Source organism: Aquitalea sp. FG25 (assembly GCF_057809375.1).
In genome coordinates, this window is the sequence record NZ_JBMDJV010000006.1 from 25,298 (window position 1) to 39,698 (window position 14,401).

Annotated in this window: 15 protein-coding genes; 10 read left to right on the forward strand and 5 right to left on the reverse strand. The window is 58.7% G+C overall.

The window, feature by feature from the left end; genetic code table 11:
• Positions 1-14: 14 nt before the first annotated feature.
• Positions 15-3,062: an Rne/Rng family ribonuclease gene (locus tag ACODR9_RS07140; protein WP_488808466.1), complete on the reverse strand. Its 3,048-nt coding sequence runs from the start codon at positions 3,060-3,062 to the stop codon at positions 15-17.
• A 519-nt stretch (positions 3,063-3,581) separates the two neighbouring features.
• Between ACODR9_RS07140 and ACODR9_RS07145 the strand changes: the two genes are divergently transcribed.
• From ACODR9_RS07145 to ACODR9_RS07180, 8 genes are all read left to right on the forward strand, one after another.
• Complete coding sequence (locus ACODR9_RS07145) at positions 3,582-4,517, forward strand: RluA family pseudouridine synthase (protein WP_488808467.1); 936 nt, start codon at positions 3,582-3,584, stop codon at positions 4,515-4,517.
• Complete coding sequence (locus tag ACODR9_RS07150) at positions 4,517-5,176, forward strand: HAD-IA family hydrolase (protein ID WP_488808468.1); 660 nt, start codon at positions 4,517-4,519, stop codon at positions 5,174-5,176. Before ACODR9_RS07145 ends, ACODR9_RS07150 begins: the two co-directional genes overlap by 1 nt.
• The gene (locus ACODR9_RS07155; protein ID WP_488808469.1) at positions 5,152-5,511 is read left to right on the forward strand and encodes a Rieske (2Fe-2S) protein; all 360 of its coding nucleotides are present in this window, start codon (positions 5,152-5,154) and stop codon (positions 5,509-5,511) included. The genes ACODR9_RS07150 and ACODR9_RS07155 overlap by 25 nt, the downstream gene beginning before the upstream one ends.
• A gap of 41 nt (positions 5,512-5,552) precedes the next feature.
• Entirely contained in the window at positions 5,553-6,491 is a 939-nt protein-coding gene (locus ACODR9_RS07160; protein ID WP_488808470.1) for a S49 family peptidase, read from the forward strand.
• Between the two features lie 27 nt (positions 6,492-6,518).
• Positions 6,519-7,355: a flagellar motor protein MotD gene (motD, locus tag ACODR9_RS07165; RefSeq protein ID WP_488808471.1), complete on the forward strand. Its 837-nt coding sequence runs from the start codon at positions 6,519-6,521 to the stop codon at positions 7,353-7,355.
• Between the two features lie 26 nt (positions 7,356-7,381).
• Positions 7,382-7,972: a malonic semialdehyde reductase gene (locus ACODR9_RS07170; protein ID WP_488808472.1), complete on the forward strand. Its 591-nt coding sequence runs from the start codon at positions 7,382-7,384 to the stop codon at positions 7,970-7,972.
• 103 nt (positions 7,973-8,075) lie between these two features.
• A complete protein-coding gene (locus ACODR9_RS07175) occupies positions 8,076-9,116 on the forward strand; it encodes a quinone-dependent dihydroorotate dehydrogenase (protein ID WP_488808473.1) in 1,041 nt (346 codons plus the stop codon).
• Positions 9,117-9,132: 16 nt separating this feature from the next.
• Positions 9,133-9,600 carry an outer membrane lipoprotein gene (locus ACODR9_RS07180; protein WP_159878467.1) on the forward strand — a complete coding sequence of 156 codons (468 nt, stop codon included), beginning with the start codon at positions 9,133-9,135 and terminating at the stop codon, positions 9,598-9,600.
• 67 nt (positions 9,601-9,667) lie between these two features.
• Here ACODR9_RS07180 and ACODR9_RS07185 read toward each other — a convergent pair whose 3' ends face one another.
• The 3 genes from ACODR9_RS07185 to fur are packed head-to-tail and all read right to left on the reverse strand — an operon-like array spanning position 9,668 to position 11,515.
• Complete coding sequence (locus tag ACODR9_RS07185) at positions 9,668-10,399, reverse strand: arginyltransferase (protein ID WP_488808475.1); 732 nt, start codon at positions 10,397-10,399, stop codon at positions 9,668-9,670.
• Positions 10,386-11,087 carry a leucyl/phenylalanyl-tRNA--protein transferase gene (aat, locus tag ACODR9_RS07190; protein ID WP_488808476.1) on the reverse strand — a complete coding sequence of 234 codons (702 nt, stop codon included), beginning with the start codon at positions 11,085-11,087 and terminating at the stop codon, positions 10,386-10,388. The genes ACODR9_RS07185 and aat overlap by 14 nt, the downstream gene beginning before the upstream one ends.
• A complete protein-coding gene (gene fur / locus ACODR9_RS07195) occupies positions 11,087-11,515 on the reverse strand; it encodes a ferric iron uptake transcriptional regulator (protein ID WP_159878473.1) in 429 nt (142 codons plus the stop codon). Before fur ends, aat begins: the two co-directional genes overlap by 1 nt.
• A 98-nt stretch (positions 11,516-11,613) precedes the next feature.
• Here fur and ACODR9_RS07200 point away from each other — a divergent pair, with 98 nt between their 5' ends.
• Together ACODR9_RS07200 and dapB are read left to right on the forward strand one after the other, a co-directional pair.
• Entirely contained in the window at positions 11,614-12,021 is a 408-nt protein-coding gene (locus tag ACODR9_RS07200) for an outer membrane protein assembly factor BamE (protein WP_488808477.1), read from the forward strand.
• Complete coding sequence (gene dapB / locus ACODR9_RS07205; RefSeq protein ID WP_488808478.1) at positions 12,018-12,824, forward strand: 4-hydroxy-tetrahydrodipicolinate reductase; 807 nt, start codon at positions 12,018-12,020, stop codon at positions 12,822-12,824. Before ACODR9_RS07200 ends, dapB begins: the two co-directional genes overlap by 4 nt.
• Before the next feature lie 53 nt (positions 12,825-12,877).
• Here dapB and ACODR9_RS07210 read toward each other — a convergent pair whose 3' ends face one another.
• On the reverse strand, positions 12,878-14,392 hold the full coding sequence (locus tag ACODR9_RS07210) for a SpoVR family protein (protein WP_488808479.1): 1,515 nt from the start codon (positions 14,390-14,392) through the stop codon (positions 12,878-12,880).
• Between the last annotated feature and the right edge of the window lie 9 nt (positions 14,393-14,401).

Sequence of the window (14,401 nt, forward strand, 5' to 3'; positions counted from 1 at the left end):
GGGCGATTCATGCATCAGTTGTTGCGGGTTTCCACTTGCTTCAGCTCGATAGCCACATGCTGCTCTTCTGCCTGACGGACCACGTCACGACGGCGCGGGCCAGCCGGCACTTCCACCTGCGGAACCTCCGCTACAGAGACAGCCTTGGTTGCTACCATGACCAGGCCACCCAGATCGGCCGGCAATGCAGCTTCTGCTTGCGGCTGGACTTGAGTCTGGATCTGGACCTGCGCTTCTGCGACAGCAGCCTGCTCAACCACCACCTCAGTCACGGCAGCAGCTACTACTTCAGCCTGGGCCGGTACCTCGGCAACGGCTGCCACTTCGGCGATGACCGCTTCGCTTGCTGCAACCTGGGTTTCCACCACCGTGCTGACCTGCTCCAGCGGGGCAGCCACTTCGGCAACTTCAGCAGTCTCGACAGCAACAGGTGCTTCGGCAGCGACAACCGGTGCAGGCGCTACAAGCTCGGCTACAACCACTTGCTCTGCCTGGGCAGCCGGTTCGGGTGCAGCTTCAACAGCGACCGTCTCGACCGGTGCAGCCACCGGAGCAACAACTTCTTGTGCGACCTCGACCGGGGCCACGGTAACTTCCACGGCGTCCACTGCAACAGTAGCTTCTGCAGCCACGGCAACGGCAGCAGCGGCAGCCACACCAGCAACAGCCACTTCGGCAGTCACATCGCCTGCGGCGGCTTCAGCCACTTGAGCGGTGTTATCACCTTCGACGTTGTCACGACGGCGATCACGACGGCCACGACGACGACGACCACGTTCACCACGCTCTTGCTGCTCGGCAGACTCGGCGGCAGCTTCCACGCCTTCGGCGCTGTTCAGGTTCAGTTCTTCCTGTGCGGCAGCTACCGGCTTGTCAGCCTCGTTGCGCTCGGTCTGTTGGCGGCGGCGGGACGGCTTTTCAGCGGCTTGCGGTGCAGCTTGCTCGTTACGCTCTTCAGTCTGCGGGCGGGCATTCTGTTCACGCGCTTCGCGGTTTTCACGCGGCTCGCGCTCACGACGCTGACGCGGCTCGCGCTGCGGCTGTTCACTGCGTTCAGCACGCTCCGGACGCTCGGCACGTTCCTGGCGCTCTACACGCTCTGGACGTTCTTGACGGTCAGCACGCTCACCACGTTGCGACGGGCGACGGCCATCCTGGCGCTCACCATCGGCACGTGCTTCGGCCGGACGCTTGCCGGTTTCTTCGCCCTGGCGACGGTCGTGATGGTCACGACGCGCCTGGCTACCCGGACGACGTTCGTTATTGCGCTGACGGTTGCCGTTACGCTGACTGTCACGCTGGCCAGCAGCAGTGGCTGGTTTTTTCTTTTCGGTTTCCTGCGGTGCTGCTTCCGGCTCGGCAAACAGGCTCTTCACCCAGCCAAAGAAGCGGCTGACCACGCCCTGCTCGGCCACGACTGGGGCGGCTGCAGCGACAGGCTGAGTGGATACCGGAGCCGGCTGCTGCGGAGTGATTCCCTTGACGGCGGCTTCCTGGCGTTCAACCTTGGGCTTTTCCAGACCAAAGTTGGTGATGATGTCTTCTTCTTGCACTTCCACGCGCAGATAGCTCGGGCCATCACCCAGCTCGGCCAGATCGTCGTGACGGATACGGGCGATCTTGTAGTGCGGGGTTTCCAGATGGATGTTGGGAATCAACACCACATCCACATCCAGACGTTCTTCGATGGAGTGGATTTCGGCACGCTTCTCGTTCAAGAGGAAGGTGGCGACATCTACCGGCACCTGTGCGTGTACCGCACCGGTGTTTTCCTTCATTGCCTCTTCCTGGATGATGCGCAGGATGTGCAGGGCGGAGGATTCGGTACCACGGATGAAGCCGATGCCATGGCAACGCGGGCAAGGCTCGTGGCTGGTTTCACCCAGCGACGGTTGCAGGCGTTGACGCGACAGTTCCAGCAGGCCAAAGCGGGACAGCTTGCCCATTTGTACGCGGGCACGGTCGTGCTTCAGTACATCGCGCAGCTTGTTTTCCACTTCACGCTGGTTTTTCGGGTTTTCCATGTCGATGAAGTCGATCACGATCAAACCGCCCAGGTCGCGCAGACGCAGCTGGCGGGCGATTTCTTCGGCGGCTTCAACGTTGGTACGCAGTGCGGTTTCCTCGATGTCCGCACCCTTGGTGGAGCGGGCGGAGTTGACGTCGATGGAGACCAGCGCTTCGGTGTGGTCGATCACGATGGCACCACCGGACGGCAGCTGCACGCTGCGCGAGAAGGCGGTTTCGATCTGGTGTTCGATCTGGAAGCGGGAGAACAGCGGTACGTGATCTTTGTACAGTTTTACGCGGTGCACCATATTGGGCATCACGTGGCTCATGAACTGACGGGCCTGTTCGTAGATTTCGTCGGTGTCGATCAGGATTTCGCCGATATCCGGATGGTAGTAATCACGGATGGCGCGAATCACCAAGCTGCCTTCCTGCAGAATCAGGAAAGGCGCGCTTTGCGAACCGGCCGCACCTTCAATGGCACGCCACAGCTGCATCAGATAGCCCATGTCCCATTGCAGTTCTTCCAGATTGCGGCCAATACCGGCGGTACGGGCAATCAGGCTCATGCCATTGGGGACTTCCAGCTGGGCCAGCAGGTCTTTCAGCTCCTGACGCTCTTCACCCTCGATGCGGCGCGAAACGCCACCACCACGCGGGTTATTGGGCATCAATACCAGATAGCGGCCAGCCAAGCTGATATAGGTGGTGAGGGCGGCACCCTTGTTGCCACGCTCGTCCTTTTCTACCTGAACAACCACTTCCATGCCTTCGCGCAGCACGTCCTGAATACGCGGACGACCGCCGTCATAGCCCTGGAAATAGGAGCGGGAAACTTCCTTGAACGGCAAAAAGCCGTGACGTTCGGTGCCGTAATCGACAAAGCACGCTTCGAGGGAGGGCTCGATACGGGTGATGATGCCCTTGTAGATATTCCCTTTACGTTGTTCTTTGCCAACGGTTTCGATATCGAGGTCGACCAGCTTTTGCCCGTCGACGATGGCAACGCGCAGCTCTTCAGCCTGCGTTGCATTAAACAACATGCGTTTCATAAACGTTCCCTGCGCGGCACTCACGCAAGGGATGCAGCCAGTATTTGACGGCCCAGAGGCTATTGATGGGCGCTTTCCGAAAGAAGTGTTGGTATAAAGATCATTACAACCGAGATATCAAGCCTACTTCCTGACTAAATTCACACGTGCCCGGGGGTTTGAGCGCATTAGCGCATCGGAAATTTTCTCCCAGCCCGCCATCGCGGGCGAGCTGGACAAACTGGAGGGCTGCGTGCCGGGTCAAACTTTGCTGCAAGATCTCCTGACTGGCTCTGCATCAGGAAATGGAATACTCGTGAGTGCGTTATGCGACTAAATGCATTACCATCGCTGCTTTTTGGTGAGCGAGTTAACCTTGGCTGCGGCCGGTTGACGCGGCATCAGGTCAGGGTCAACACCCTGCCGGCCGGTTCACTTTCCCGCAGCAGCATCACGCGGCAATACTGCCTGTGACCATGGCTTTCCGGAACGCTGTCATCGCACTGAAATGTGCGGTCGAGCGCACGAAGTATAAGCAATATGACTGACATTCGCAAAGACTCCGTCACGTTTCTTGACGTGGACGATGGAGATTCCGGCCAAAGGCTGGACAACTTCCTGGTACGCATCCTAAAAGGCGTGCCCAAAAGCCATATTTATCGCATCTTGCGCTCGGGCGAAGTCCGGGTGAACAAGGGCCGGATCGACGCGTCCTATCGCATCCAGGCTGGCGACCAGATCCGCATCCCGCCCATTCGCGTGGCCGAACGCCCGGTCAATGATGTGCCGCCGGGCAGCTTTCCGGTGGTATACGAAGACAATGCCCTGCTGGTGATCGACAAGCCCGCCGGCGTGGCCGTACATGGTGGCAGTGGCGTGTCGTTTGGCGTGATCGAGCAACTGCGCAAGGCGCACCCGGACTGGAAGTATCTGGAACTGGTACACCGGCTGGACCGGGAAACCTCCGGCCTGCTGATGCTGGCCAAGAAGCGCTCTGCCTTGGTCAAGCTGCACGACATGATGCGTGCCAATGTGCCGGACAAACGCTATCTGGCGCTGGGCCTGGGCTCGTGGGACCCGAGCAACAAAAGCGTCAAGCTGCCTTTGTTCAAGTTCCATACCGCCGATGGCGAGCGTCGCGTCAAGGTGGCCGAGGGCGACGATGGCCAGTTTGCCCACACCAATTTCAGCGTGGTGGAGCGCTTTGCCGACTTCACCCTGGTGGAAGCCCATCTGCGCACCGGCCGTACGCATCAAATCCGCGTACATATGCAGGCTAGCGGCTGCCCGATTGCCGGTGACGAAAAATACGGCGATTTTGCCTTTAATAAAGAATTGGCCAAGCGCGGCCTGAAACGCATGTTCCTGCATGCCCGCAGCCTGACGCTGCCCCACCCGCTCACCGGCGAGCCGTTGAAGCTGGAAGCGCCGCTGCCAGCCGAGCTGGAGGGCTTTCTGAAAAAGCTGAGAAACTGATGGCACGCCACTACGACCTGCTGGTATTCGATTGGGACGGCACGCTGATGGATTCCACCGCGCACATCACCCATTCCATCCAGAATGCCTGCCGCGAGCTGGGACTGCCCGTACCTGACCGTCAGGCCGCCAGTCATGTGATTGGTCTGCGGCTGGATCAGGCCCTGCATCTGGCCTGCCCCGGCCTCGATGATGCCCAGCACAAGGCGCTGACCGAATGCTTTATCCGCCATTACCGCAGCAGCGACGAGGGCGTAACGCTGTTTGACGGCGTGCGCGAAGGTCTGCACGCGCTGCGCGAGCGTGGCGTATTCATGGCGGTGGCCACGGGCAACAGCCGGGTAGGTCTTAATCGCCTGCTGGCAGAAACCGGCCTGGGGCCAATGTTTGATGCCACCCGCACCGTGGACGAATGCCATTCCAAGCCGCACCCGGCCATGCTGCAGGAAATCAGCGATGAACTGGGTGTGGAACTGGCGCGCACGGTGATGATTGGTGACACCAGCCACGACCTCAACATGGCCCTGAATGCCCGTGCCCATGGCGTGGGGGTCAGCTATGGCGCGCACGACGTGGGACTGCTGCAGGATTGCCAGCCGCAGACCATCGTCCACAGCTTTGCGGAGTTGCAGCAATGGCTGCTGACACGGCTAGACTGATCTGCGACAGCACCGCCCTGCTGGATAGTGGCCGCGCGGTGCGCTTTGAAATCACAGGCCGGGACGGCAAGCCGCAATCCGCCATCGCCCTGCGCTATCAGGGCCGGGTTTACGGCTATGTGAATGCCTGCCGGCATATCCCGATCGAACTGGATCTGGAAGACGGCAATATTTTTGATCTATCCGGCCAATACCTGGTGTGCAGCATGCACGGCGCGCTCTACCTGCCCAATAATGGCCGCTGCGTTGGCGGCCCCTGTCGCGGCCAAAGCCTGCAGGCCCTTTCATTGGTCGAAGCTGATGGCAAGGTATGGCTGAATGTCATGCCAGACTGAATTTTGTTAGACTGCCGACATCCGCAATCAGGGCAACTGCAATGAACGACACTCCAAATTGGGAACGTCAACTGGTGGAAAAACTGGCCATGGCCGCCGTGGTGGAACAACGCCGCGCCCGGCGCTGGAAAATCTTCTTCCGTCTGGTGTGGCTGGGCATTATCGTCGGCCTGCTGGCCACCGCCTTCCTGCGCAATGAAGACAAATCAGCCGAGGCACTCACCGGCAGCGGCCACACCGCCGTCATCAGCCTGGATGGCGTAATCGACAGCGAAAACAATACGGCTGAAAAACTGAGCGCCGCACTGGGAGATGCCTACAGCGACAGTGGCACCCGTGGCATCATCATCGAGGCCAACAGCCCTGGCGGCAGCCCGGTACTGTCCGGCATGGCCTATGATGAAATCCGCCGCCAGAAGAAATTACACCCCGCCATTCCGGTTTACGTCACGGTGCAAGAGGTATGCGCCTCCGGTTGCTATTACATTGCCGCCGCCGCAGACAAGATCTTTGTGGACAAGGCCAGCATCATCGGCTCCATCGGCGTACTGTCTGACGGCTTTGGCTTTACCGGCCTGATGGACAAGCTGGGCGTGGAGCGCCGCCTGAAAACCGCTGGCGAAAACAAGGCCATGGGTGACCCCTTCTCCCCGGTCAATCCCAAACAGGACGCCATCCGCCAGCAATTGCTGGATGACATCCACCAGCAATTCATCAAGGCCGTCAAGGATGGTCGTGGCAGTCGGCTTAAAAACGACCCGCAGTTGTTCTCCGGCATGGTATGGATTGGCGAAAAAGGCATTCCGCTGGGGCTGGCTGATGGCCTGGGCAATACCCGCTCGGTAGCCCGCGATGTGATCAAGGCAGAAAAAACAGTGGACTACACCCAGCAGGATGACCTGTCCAGCCGCGTGGCGCGCAAGATTGGCGTGGAGTTTGCTGGCGGCGTACGCAGCCTGTTCAATACTCGCCTGTTCTGACCACCTCATACCGCCACGGAGCACGAAATGGCACGCAGAAGACGCCGGCAGGAAGAAGAGCACGAGAACCACGAGCGCTGGCTGGTTTCCTACGCCGACTTCATCACCCTGCTGTTTGCCTTTTTCGTGGTGATGTATGCCATTTCCTCGGTCAATGAGGGCAAGTACCGGGTACTGTCCTCGGCCATTGTCGACGCCTTCCGCAGTGGCTCCACCATCAATATCAACACCACCCCGCCCACCGGCGGGGCCAATACCATGATAGAAATCCCCCAGACCAAGCCTATTGCCAAGGCCGTCACCGGGGATCACCACGTCGAACCCAACGCCAAGCTGGGCTCGCTGGCAGCCGACATGGCCAAGGTGATGGATCCACTGGTCAAGGGCGGACAAGTCAATATCACCCAAAGCCCCAAGGGTATTACCGTGGACATCCGCGACACCGCCCTCTTCCCGGTAGGTCAGGCTTCGCCCAACGACCAGTCGCGCCAGATCATGGCCGGCATGGCCGCCCTGCTGTCCAAGGTGGGCAACCAGATCCGGGTGGAAGGCTTTACCGACAACGTGCCGATCAAAACCAGCACCTACCCGTCCAACTGGGAGCTGTCCGCCGCCCGCGCCGGCAGCGTGGTGCGCTTGTTCCAGGAGAACGGGATCAGCCCTTCACGCCTGGTTGCTGTTGGGCGTGGTGAAAACCTGCCGGTAGCAGACAATGCCACGCCGGATGGCCGCGCCACCAACCGCCGCGTATCGATCACCGTGCTGGCCGAAGACCAGAACGAGGCAGAAGTGCTGCCATCGCAGCCCTCCACCACCCCGGCCCCGATGCCCGCTCCGGCAGCCGCTGCGCCTGCCGGCAAGTAGCCCACAACAAACGACAGGACACCCACATGAGCACCCCATTACCGGCAGCCGCACTGGCACAACTGTTTCACAATGCCCGCACCCACAGCCACTGGCAGCAGCGCGACATCAGTGATGAAACCCTGCAGCAGCTGTTTGACCTGCTCAAGCTTTGCCCCACCAGTGCCAATGCCTCCCCGGCACGCTTTGTATTCCTCAAGAGCAGCGAAGCCAAGGCACAGCTGCGCCCCTTCCTGATGGAAGGCAATGTGGAAAAAACCCTCAGCGCACCGGTATGCGTAATCGTGGCCCAGGATATGCAATTCTACGAACACCTGCCGCGCCTGTACCCGCATGCCGATGCCAAAAGCTGGTTTGAAGGCAATGCTGCGGCGATTGAATCCACTGCCGCACGCAACAGCAGCCTGCAAGGTGCTTACCTGATCATGGCGGCGCGCGCGCTGGGACTGGACTGCGGTCCGATGTCAGGCTTTGACAATGCCGGCGTGGATCAGGCTTTTTTCCCGGACGGACGGTTCAAATCCAACTTCCTGATCAATCTGGGCTACGGCGATGTGGAGAAACTGCACCCACGCTCACCACGTTTCGACTTTGCCGACGCCTGCCAGATACGCTGAGCAGCCTGTTGCCGGTCGGCTCGTCCCCTCCCCGACTGGCAAAACTTCGGTTTAGCCCCCTTGCGCGGTTATACTAGCGGGCATATTCACTCCGGAGAGACCGATGCTCTACCCCCTTCTGCGCCCTCTGCTGTTCAGATTTGACGCAGAAACTGCCCACGAACACACCCTGCACCTGCTGGACAAGGCACACCAGATGCGCCTGTTGTCGCTGGCAGCACCGACAGCAACACGCGCACCGGTCAAGGCCATGGGGCTGACCTTTCCCAATGCAGTTGGCCTGGCGGCAGGGCTGGATAAAAACGGCGATCATATCGATGCGCTGGCGGCACTGGGCTTCGGTTTTCTGGAAATCGGCACCATCACGCCACGCCCACAAGATGGCAACCCCAAGCCACGTCTGTTCCGCGTGCCGGAGCACCAGGGCATCATCAACCGCATGGGCTTCAACAACCGTGGTGTCGATGTACTGTTGGACAATGTGCGCAATTGCCACTTCAACGGCGTACTGGGCATCAATATCGGTAAAAATGCCGTTACCCCGATCGAAAATGCGGTGGACGACTACCTGATCTGCCTGGACAAGGTGTATGCCTATGCCAGCTATATCACCGTTAACATTTCCTCCCCCAACACCAAGAACCTGCGCCAACTGCAACAGGGGGATGAGCTGTCCCGCCTGCTAGCCGCCCTGAAAACGCGACAGCAGCAACTGGCTGATCAGCATGGCCGCTATGTACCACTGGCGGTGAAAATCGCCCCGGATCTGGACGACGAACAGATTGCCGACATCGCCCGTCTGCTGACCGTCAACAAAATTGATGGCGTGATTGCCACCAATACCACGCTGTCACGCGTTGAAATTGCCGGCCACCCGTTGCAGGACGAGGCTGGTGGCCTGTCTGGCGCGCCGGTACGCGAGCGCTCTACGCAACTGATCCGCAAACTGGCCCGTGAACTGGACGGCAGCCTGCCCATCATCGGTGTAGGCGGCATTCTCAGCGGAGAAGATGCGGTGGAAAAACTGCAAGCCGGTGCCACACTGGTACAGTTGTACAGCGGCCTGATCTATCAAGGCCCGCCGCTGATTTCCCAGTGTAGCCAAGCCATTGCGCAGTACTTGCAGCAACAAACTCGAAACTGATTACAAGGAGCCCATCATGTTCTACAAGATGACCCGCCTGGCCTTGCTGGGCAGCCTTTCACTCGGCCTGCTGGCCGGCTGCGCCACCTCAGACTCGGCTGCAGTCTATTCGCAAGGCCAGATGCGCCGCGCACAAACCGTTGAACTCGGCACGGTAGTTTCGGTAAACAACGTCAAGATGGAAGGCAAAAACAACGAACTGCTGACTCTGGGCGGTGCCGCATTAGGTGGCTTGGCAGGTAGCGAACTGGGTGGCGGCCGTGGCTCCATTGCCGGTGGCATCGTTGGTGCATTGGCTGGCGGTTTTGGTACACAGGCAGCCCAACGAAGCATGGGTACCAAGAATGCGCTGGAAGTCACCGTGAAACTTGATGGCAGTGGACGCATGATTTCCATCGTCCAGGATGCCGATATCCCGCTGGCTGCCGGCCAGCGAGTGCGGGTGCTGACGGGCAGCGGCGACGATCGTGTCGTGCCCTTCTGATTGCAGATTACCAGCGCCATCAACCAAACAGGCTGACCATGGTCAGCCTGTTTGGCATTGATCCCCTTTATGGCGTTACCGTCATCTTTACCCAACGCCCATTACGCAAGCACTCCAGGGGTCGATACTGCGATTTGTAGGCCATCTTGCGGCAATCAGCAATCCAGTAACCCAGATACAAATAAGGCAGCTCCCACACGCGCGCCAGCTCAATCTGCCACATTACATTGAATACGCCGTAGCCAGCTTGGGCATCATCTGGGTCGTAGAAGGTGTAGACCGCAGACAAGCCATCGGACAAGCGGTCGATCAGGCTGACCATTTTCAGCGCCCCTTCCAGACGGAACTCCGCCAGCACACTCTCCACACCACTCTTCAAGATGAACTCGGAATACTGCTGCACATTGTCTTCGGCCATGCCACCACCGGCATGGCGAGATTGCTGATAGCGGTGATAAAGCTGGTAATGGTCTTCGTGGAACTCCAGCGGCAACAGCCTGACTTCCATTTGCTGCAGACGTTTCCAGCTGCGACGCTGACTCCGGTTAGGCTGAAAATCGGCCACCGGCAGCCTGACCGGCACACAAGCCTGGCAACTGTCACAGTAGGGACGATAGGTATACAGGCCACTACGACGGAATCCTAGCTTGACCAACTGGCTATACACCGCCGCGTCAATCGCCTCGGCGGGAATAGCGACCTGCGACCGCGCCTGGTGGTCGTCCAGATAGCTACATGGATAGGGTGCAGTCGCGTAAAAATGGATAGCAACCGCCGATGGGGCATCACGATGGCTCATTGTCGAAGCGATAGGTCCACATGCTGTCCGCCTGGGGTTCAAGCGTACTCTGCTTCAGCTTAGCAAGAAATAAGGCTCTTGGAATCAGTGTTGCGCCCAGGCTTTCCAGATGTGGGGTGTGCATCTGGCAATCGATCATCTCCACCCCATGACATGCCAGATGACGTGCCATGTGGACAAAGGCAATCTTGGAGGCATCGGTACGATGCGAAAACATTGATTCGCCATAGAACATCCGCCCCAGACCAACACCGTACAGGCCACCGGCCAGTTCGCCATCCATCCACACTTCAAAGGAGTGCGCCACACCAAGCGCATGCAGCCTGCAGTATGCCTCGACCATTGAAGGGATGATCCAGGTGCCGGCCTCGCCATCGCGCGGGGCGGCACATGCCTCAATCACCTGTCGGAACGCCGTGTCTATGCTTACGTGGAAACGGCGATTGCGCAGCACCTTGTCCAGTGAGCGCCGAACATGCAACTGCTCGGGAAACAGCACCATGCGCCGGGATGGCGACCACCACAAAATGGGCTCGCCTTCGGAAAACCAGGGGAAAATACCTTGGGAGTAAGCCAGCAGCAGGCGGGCAGGCGACAGGTCGCCACCTGCGGCCAGCAGGCCATCAGGCTCGGCCAGTGCGGTACGAACCGGCGGAAAAACCAGTTCTTGGCCAAGCCAGGGAATCATTATTTACTGCCGGACTTGCCCTGGCATTCGACACATTCGCCGTACAGGTACAGTGCGTGTTCAGCAATGCGGAAACCATGCTGCTCGGCGATACGATCCTGCAGTGCTTCGATTTCCGGATCGAAGAACTCCATTACGCTGCCGCACTTCACACATACCATGTGATCGTGATGGCCGCCCTGGTTCAGTTCGTAAACAGCCTTGCCGGACTCGAAATGGTGGCGCACCAGAATGCCCGCCTGTTCGAACTGGGTGAGCACGCGGTAAATGGTGGCCAGGCCGATGTCGATATTTTCGGCCAGCAGTTTGCGGTAGACATCTTCGGCAGACATATGGCGGTCTTCTGTCATCTCAAACAGGTCGAGAATTTTCAGACGTGGACCGGTAGCCTTCAGGCCGATATCTTTAAGGTGACTGGCTTTGCTCATCGTGATATAAATTGGGTCGATTTTTGAAGCATGATAAAGCCTTTTTGCGGCTTTGCCTAACATCACCAGTTAATTATTACTCAGCTCATCGGAGTCTCATGCGCGCCCTGATCATCGCTGCCGTCATTGCCCTCTCCGGCTGCACTTCCATGAATCCCGTCCACTGGATTTCTCCCTATAAAATGGAAATCCAGCAGGGCAACTATGTCACGGAAGATGCCGTGGCTAAACTCAAACCCGGCATGACGCGCTCGCAGGTCCGCTTTCTGCTGGGTACACCGCTGCTGACCGATGCCTTCCACAGCAACCGCTGGGACTATCCTTATCAGGATACCAAGCAGGGCACGCTGGTGGACAAGAAATTGCTGACCGTATTCTTTGAAGGCGACACCATGGTGCGTGTGGAAGGTTCGGCGCAGCCGGCCGAGCGCGCAATCCTGCCGGTTGATGCCTCGGCTCCGGCTCAGCAGGCACAGCCCGTCGTGCAGGAAGGCCAGAAACAATGAGCGAACTGAAAGTCATCATTGTTGGTGCTGCCGGTCGTATGGGCCGCACGCTGATCGAATCGGTGCTGGCCACACCCGGTACGCGCCTCCACGCTGCAGTGGATCGTGCGGGCTCGGATTTCATTGGCCAGGATGCCGGCCTGTTCATCGGACAGCAGACCGGCGTAAAGATTTCCAGCGACTTCGCTGCCGCCCTGCCCGGTGCCGATGTGGTCATTGACTTTACTCGCCCGGAAGCAACACTGGCTTATCTGGAACAGTGCCAGCAGCATGCGGTGCAGATGATCATCGGTACGACCGGTTTTGATGATGCCGGCAAGGCTGCCATCAAGGCTGCGGCTGAAAAAATCGGCATCGTGTTTGCCTCCAACTTCAGTGTCGGTGTCAACCTCACCTTCAAGCTGCTGGACATGGCAGCCCGCGTGCTGAACGAAGGTTACGACATCGAAATCACCGAAGCCCATCACCGTTTCAAGGTGGATGCACCGTCCGGTACTGCCCTGCGCATGGGTGAGGTGATTGCCGACGCATTGGGCCGTGATCTGAAGCAGTGCGCCGTTTATGACCGTGAAGGCGTAACCGGCGAACGCGATCCCAACACCATCGGCTTTGCCACCGTACGGGCAGGCGATGTGGTGGGCGATCATACCGTGCTGTTTGCCGCCTTGGGCGAGCGTGTGGAAATCACGCACAAGGCCTCCAGCCGTGCCACCTTTGCCAATGGTGCCGTACGTGCTGCCAAGTGGCTGGCTGAAAAGCCTGCCGGGCTGTTCGACATGCAGGATGTTCTGGGCCTGCGCTAAGACCTGCCGGGGCCTGTTTTGCAACAGGCCCCTCTTCTCCTGATTGCTGGATGCTACAGCCGTTGCAGTTCCAGGCTGGATTTCACTTCAAACCGCTGGGTGATGCTGCCATCACCGTCCGCACTCTCCAGACGCACATCAAAGCCCCACAGCCGCCCCACATGCTTTAGCACCTCCTGCGCGCTGCCCTCGTCCAGCGGGCGGCGGTTATGCATGGTATGGCGCAAGGTCAGGCTACGGTCGCCACGCACATTGACCGACCACACCTGAATATTCGGCTCGCGCGAGCCCAGGTTGTACTGCTCGGCCAGCTTGCTGCGGATGTCGCGATAGCCGTTTTCATCATGAATGGCTGAAACCTCCAGCTTGTCTTCCTGATCATCATCGCGAATGGAAAACATGCGGAATTCACGGATGAGCTTGGGGGACAAATACTGCGAAATGAAACTTTCGTCCTTGAAGTTCTTCATGGCGAACTCCAGCGATGCACGCCAGTCCGTACCAGCCAAATCCGGGAACCAGGCCTTGTCTTCCTCGGTGGGGTTCTCGCAGATGCGCTTGATGTCCTGATACATGGCAAAACCCAGTGCATACGGGTTGATGCCGTTATACCAGCGCGCCGTCACCGGTGGCTGGTACACCACATTGGTGTGGCTCTGTAAAAACTCCATCATGAAACCATCAGTTACCAGGCCTTTTTCGTACAGGCGGTTGAGGATGGTGTAGTGCCAGAACGTAGCCCAACCTTCGTTCATCACCTGGGTTTGACGTTGCGGGTAGAAATACTGTGCCACCTTGCGCACGATGCGCACCAGCTCGCGCTGCCACGGCTCCAGCAAAGGCGCGGACTTTTCGATGAAGTACAGCAGGTTTTCCTGCGGTTCGGCGGGAAAACGCGGCGGCTCGCGGTTGGCATCATCCTTGTCGCGGCGCGGGATGGTACGCCACAGATCGTTCACCTGCATTTGCAGATACTGTTCGCGCTCTTCCTGCCGGGCTTGTTCTTCGGCCAGTGACAGTTTTTGCGGTCGCTTGTAGCGATCCACGCCGTAGTTCATCAAGGCATGGCAGGAGTCCAGCAATTCTTCCACAGCATCAATGCCATAGCGCTCCTCGCATTTGCTGATATAGGACTTGGCAAACACCAGATAGTCGATGATGGCCGAGGCATCGGTCCAGGCGCGGAACAGGTAGTTGCCCTTGAAGAAGCTGTTGTGGCCATACGCTGCATGGGCGATCACCAGCGCCTGCATGGTCATGGAATTTTCTTCCATCAGGTAAGCAATGCAGGGGCTGGAATTGATGACGATTTCGTAGGCCAGTCCCATCTGGCCACGCTTGTAGCTTTTTTCGGTGGAAACGAAATGCTTGCCGAAGCTCCAGTGGTGGTAATTCACCGGCATGCCCACCGAGGAGTAAGCGTCCATCATCTGCTCGGCAGTAATCACTTCCAGTTGGTTGGGATACACGTCCAACTTGAATTCATCCACCGCGATCTTGCGGATTTCGCGGTCGTATTCATCGATCAGGTCGAAGGTCCATTCAGACCCAGTGGAAATCGGTGTCATGCTGTTTTC

Excerpts from the sequence above, each read along its gene's own strand:
- aat (WP_488808476.1), bottom strand. The coding sequence starts at position 11,087 with ATGATTCCCTGGCTTGGCCAAGAACTGGTTTTTCCGCCGGTTCGTACC.
- ACODR9_RS07170 (WP_488808472.1), top strand. The coding sequence starts at position 7,382 with ATGAGCACCCCATTACCGGCAGCCGCACTGGCACAACTGTTTCACAAT.
- ACODR9_RS07150 (WP_488808468.1), top strand. The coding sequence starts at position 4,517 with ATGGCACGCCACTACGACCTGCTGGTATTCGATTGGGACGGCACGCTG.
- motD (WP_488808471.1), top strand. The coding sequence starts at position 6,519 with ATGGCACGCAGAAGACGCCGGCAGGAAGAAGAGCACGAGAACCACGAG.
- ACODR9_RS07200 (WP_488808477.1), top strand. The coding sequence starts at position 11,614 with ATGCGCGCCCTGATCATCGCTGCCGTCATTGCCCTCTCCGGCTGCACT.
- ACODR9_RS07145 (WP_488808467.1), top strand. The coding sequence starts at position 3,582 with ATGACTGACATTCGCAAAGACTCCGTCACGTTTCTTGACGTGGACGAT.
- dapB (WP_488808478.1), top strand. The coding sequence starts at position 12,018 with ATGAGCGAACTGAAAGTCATCATTGTTGGTGCTGCCGGTCGTATGGGC.
- ACODR9_RS07210 (WP_488808479.1), bottom strand. The coding sequence starts at position 14,392 with ATGACACCGATTTCCACTGGGTCTGAATGGACCTTCGACCTGATCGAT.
- ACODR9_RS07180 (WP_159878467.1), top strand. The coding sequence starts at position 9,133 with ATGTTCTACAAGATGACCCGCCTGGCCTTGCTGGGCAGCCTTTCACTC.
- fur (WP_159878473.1), bottom strand. The coding sequence starts at position 11,515 with ATGAGCAAAGCCAGTCACCTTAAAGATATCGGCCTGAAGGCTACCGGT.
- ACODR9_RS07185 (WP_488808475.1), bottom strand. The coding sequence starts at position 10,399 with ATGAGCCATCGTGATGCCCCATCGGCGGTTGCTATCCATTTTTACGCG.
- ACODR9_RS07175 (WP_488808473.1), top strand. The coding sequence starts at position 8,076 with ATGCTCTACCCCCTTCTGCGCCCTCTGCTGTTCAGATTTGACGCAGAA.
- ACODR9_RS07160 (WP_488808470.1), top strand. The coding sequence starts at position 5,553 with ATGAACGACACTCCAAATTGGGAACGTCAACTGGTGGAAAAACTGGCC.
- ACODR9_RS07140 (WP_488808466.1), bottom strand. The coding sequence starts at position 3,062 with ATGAAACGCATGTTGTTTAATGCAACGCAGGCTGAAGAGCTGCGCGTT.
- ACODR9_RS07155 (WP_488808469.1), top strand. The coding sequence starts at position 5,152 with ATGGCTGCTGACACGGCTAGACTGATCTGCGACAGCACCGCCCTGCTG.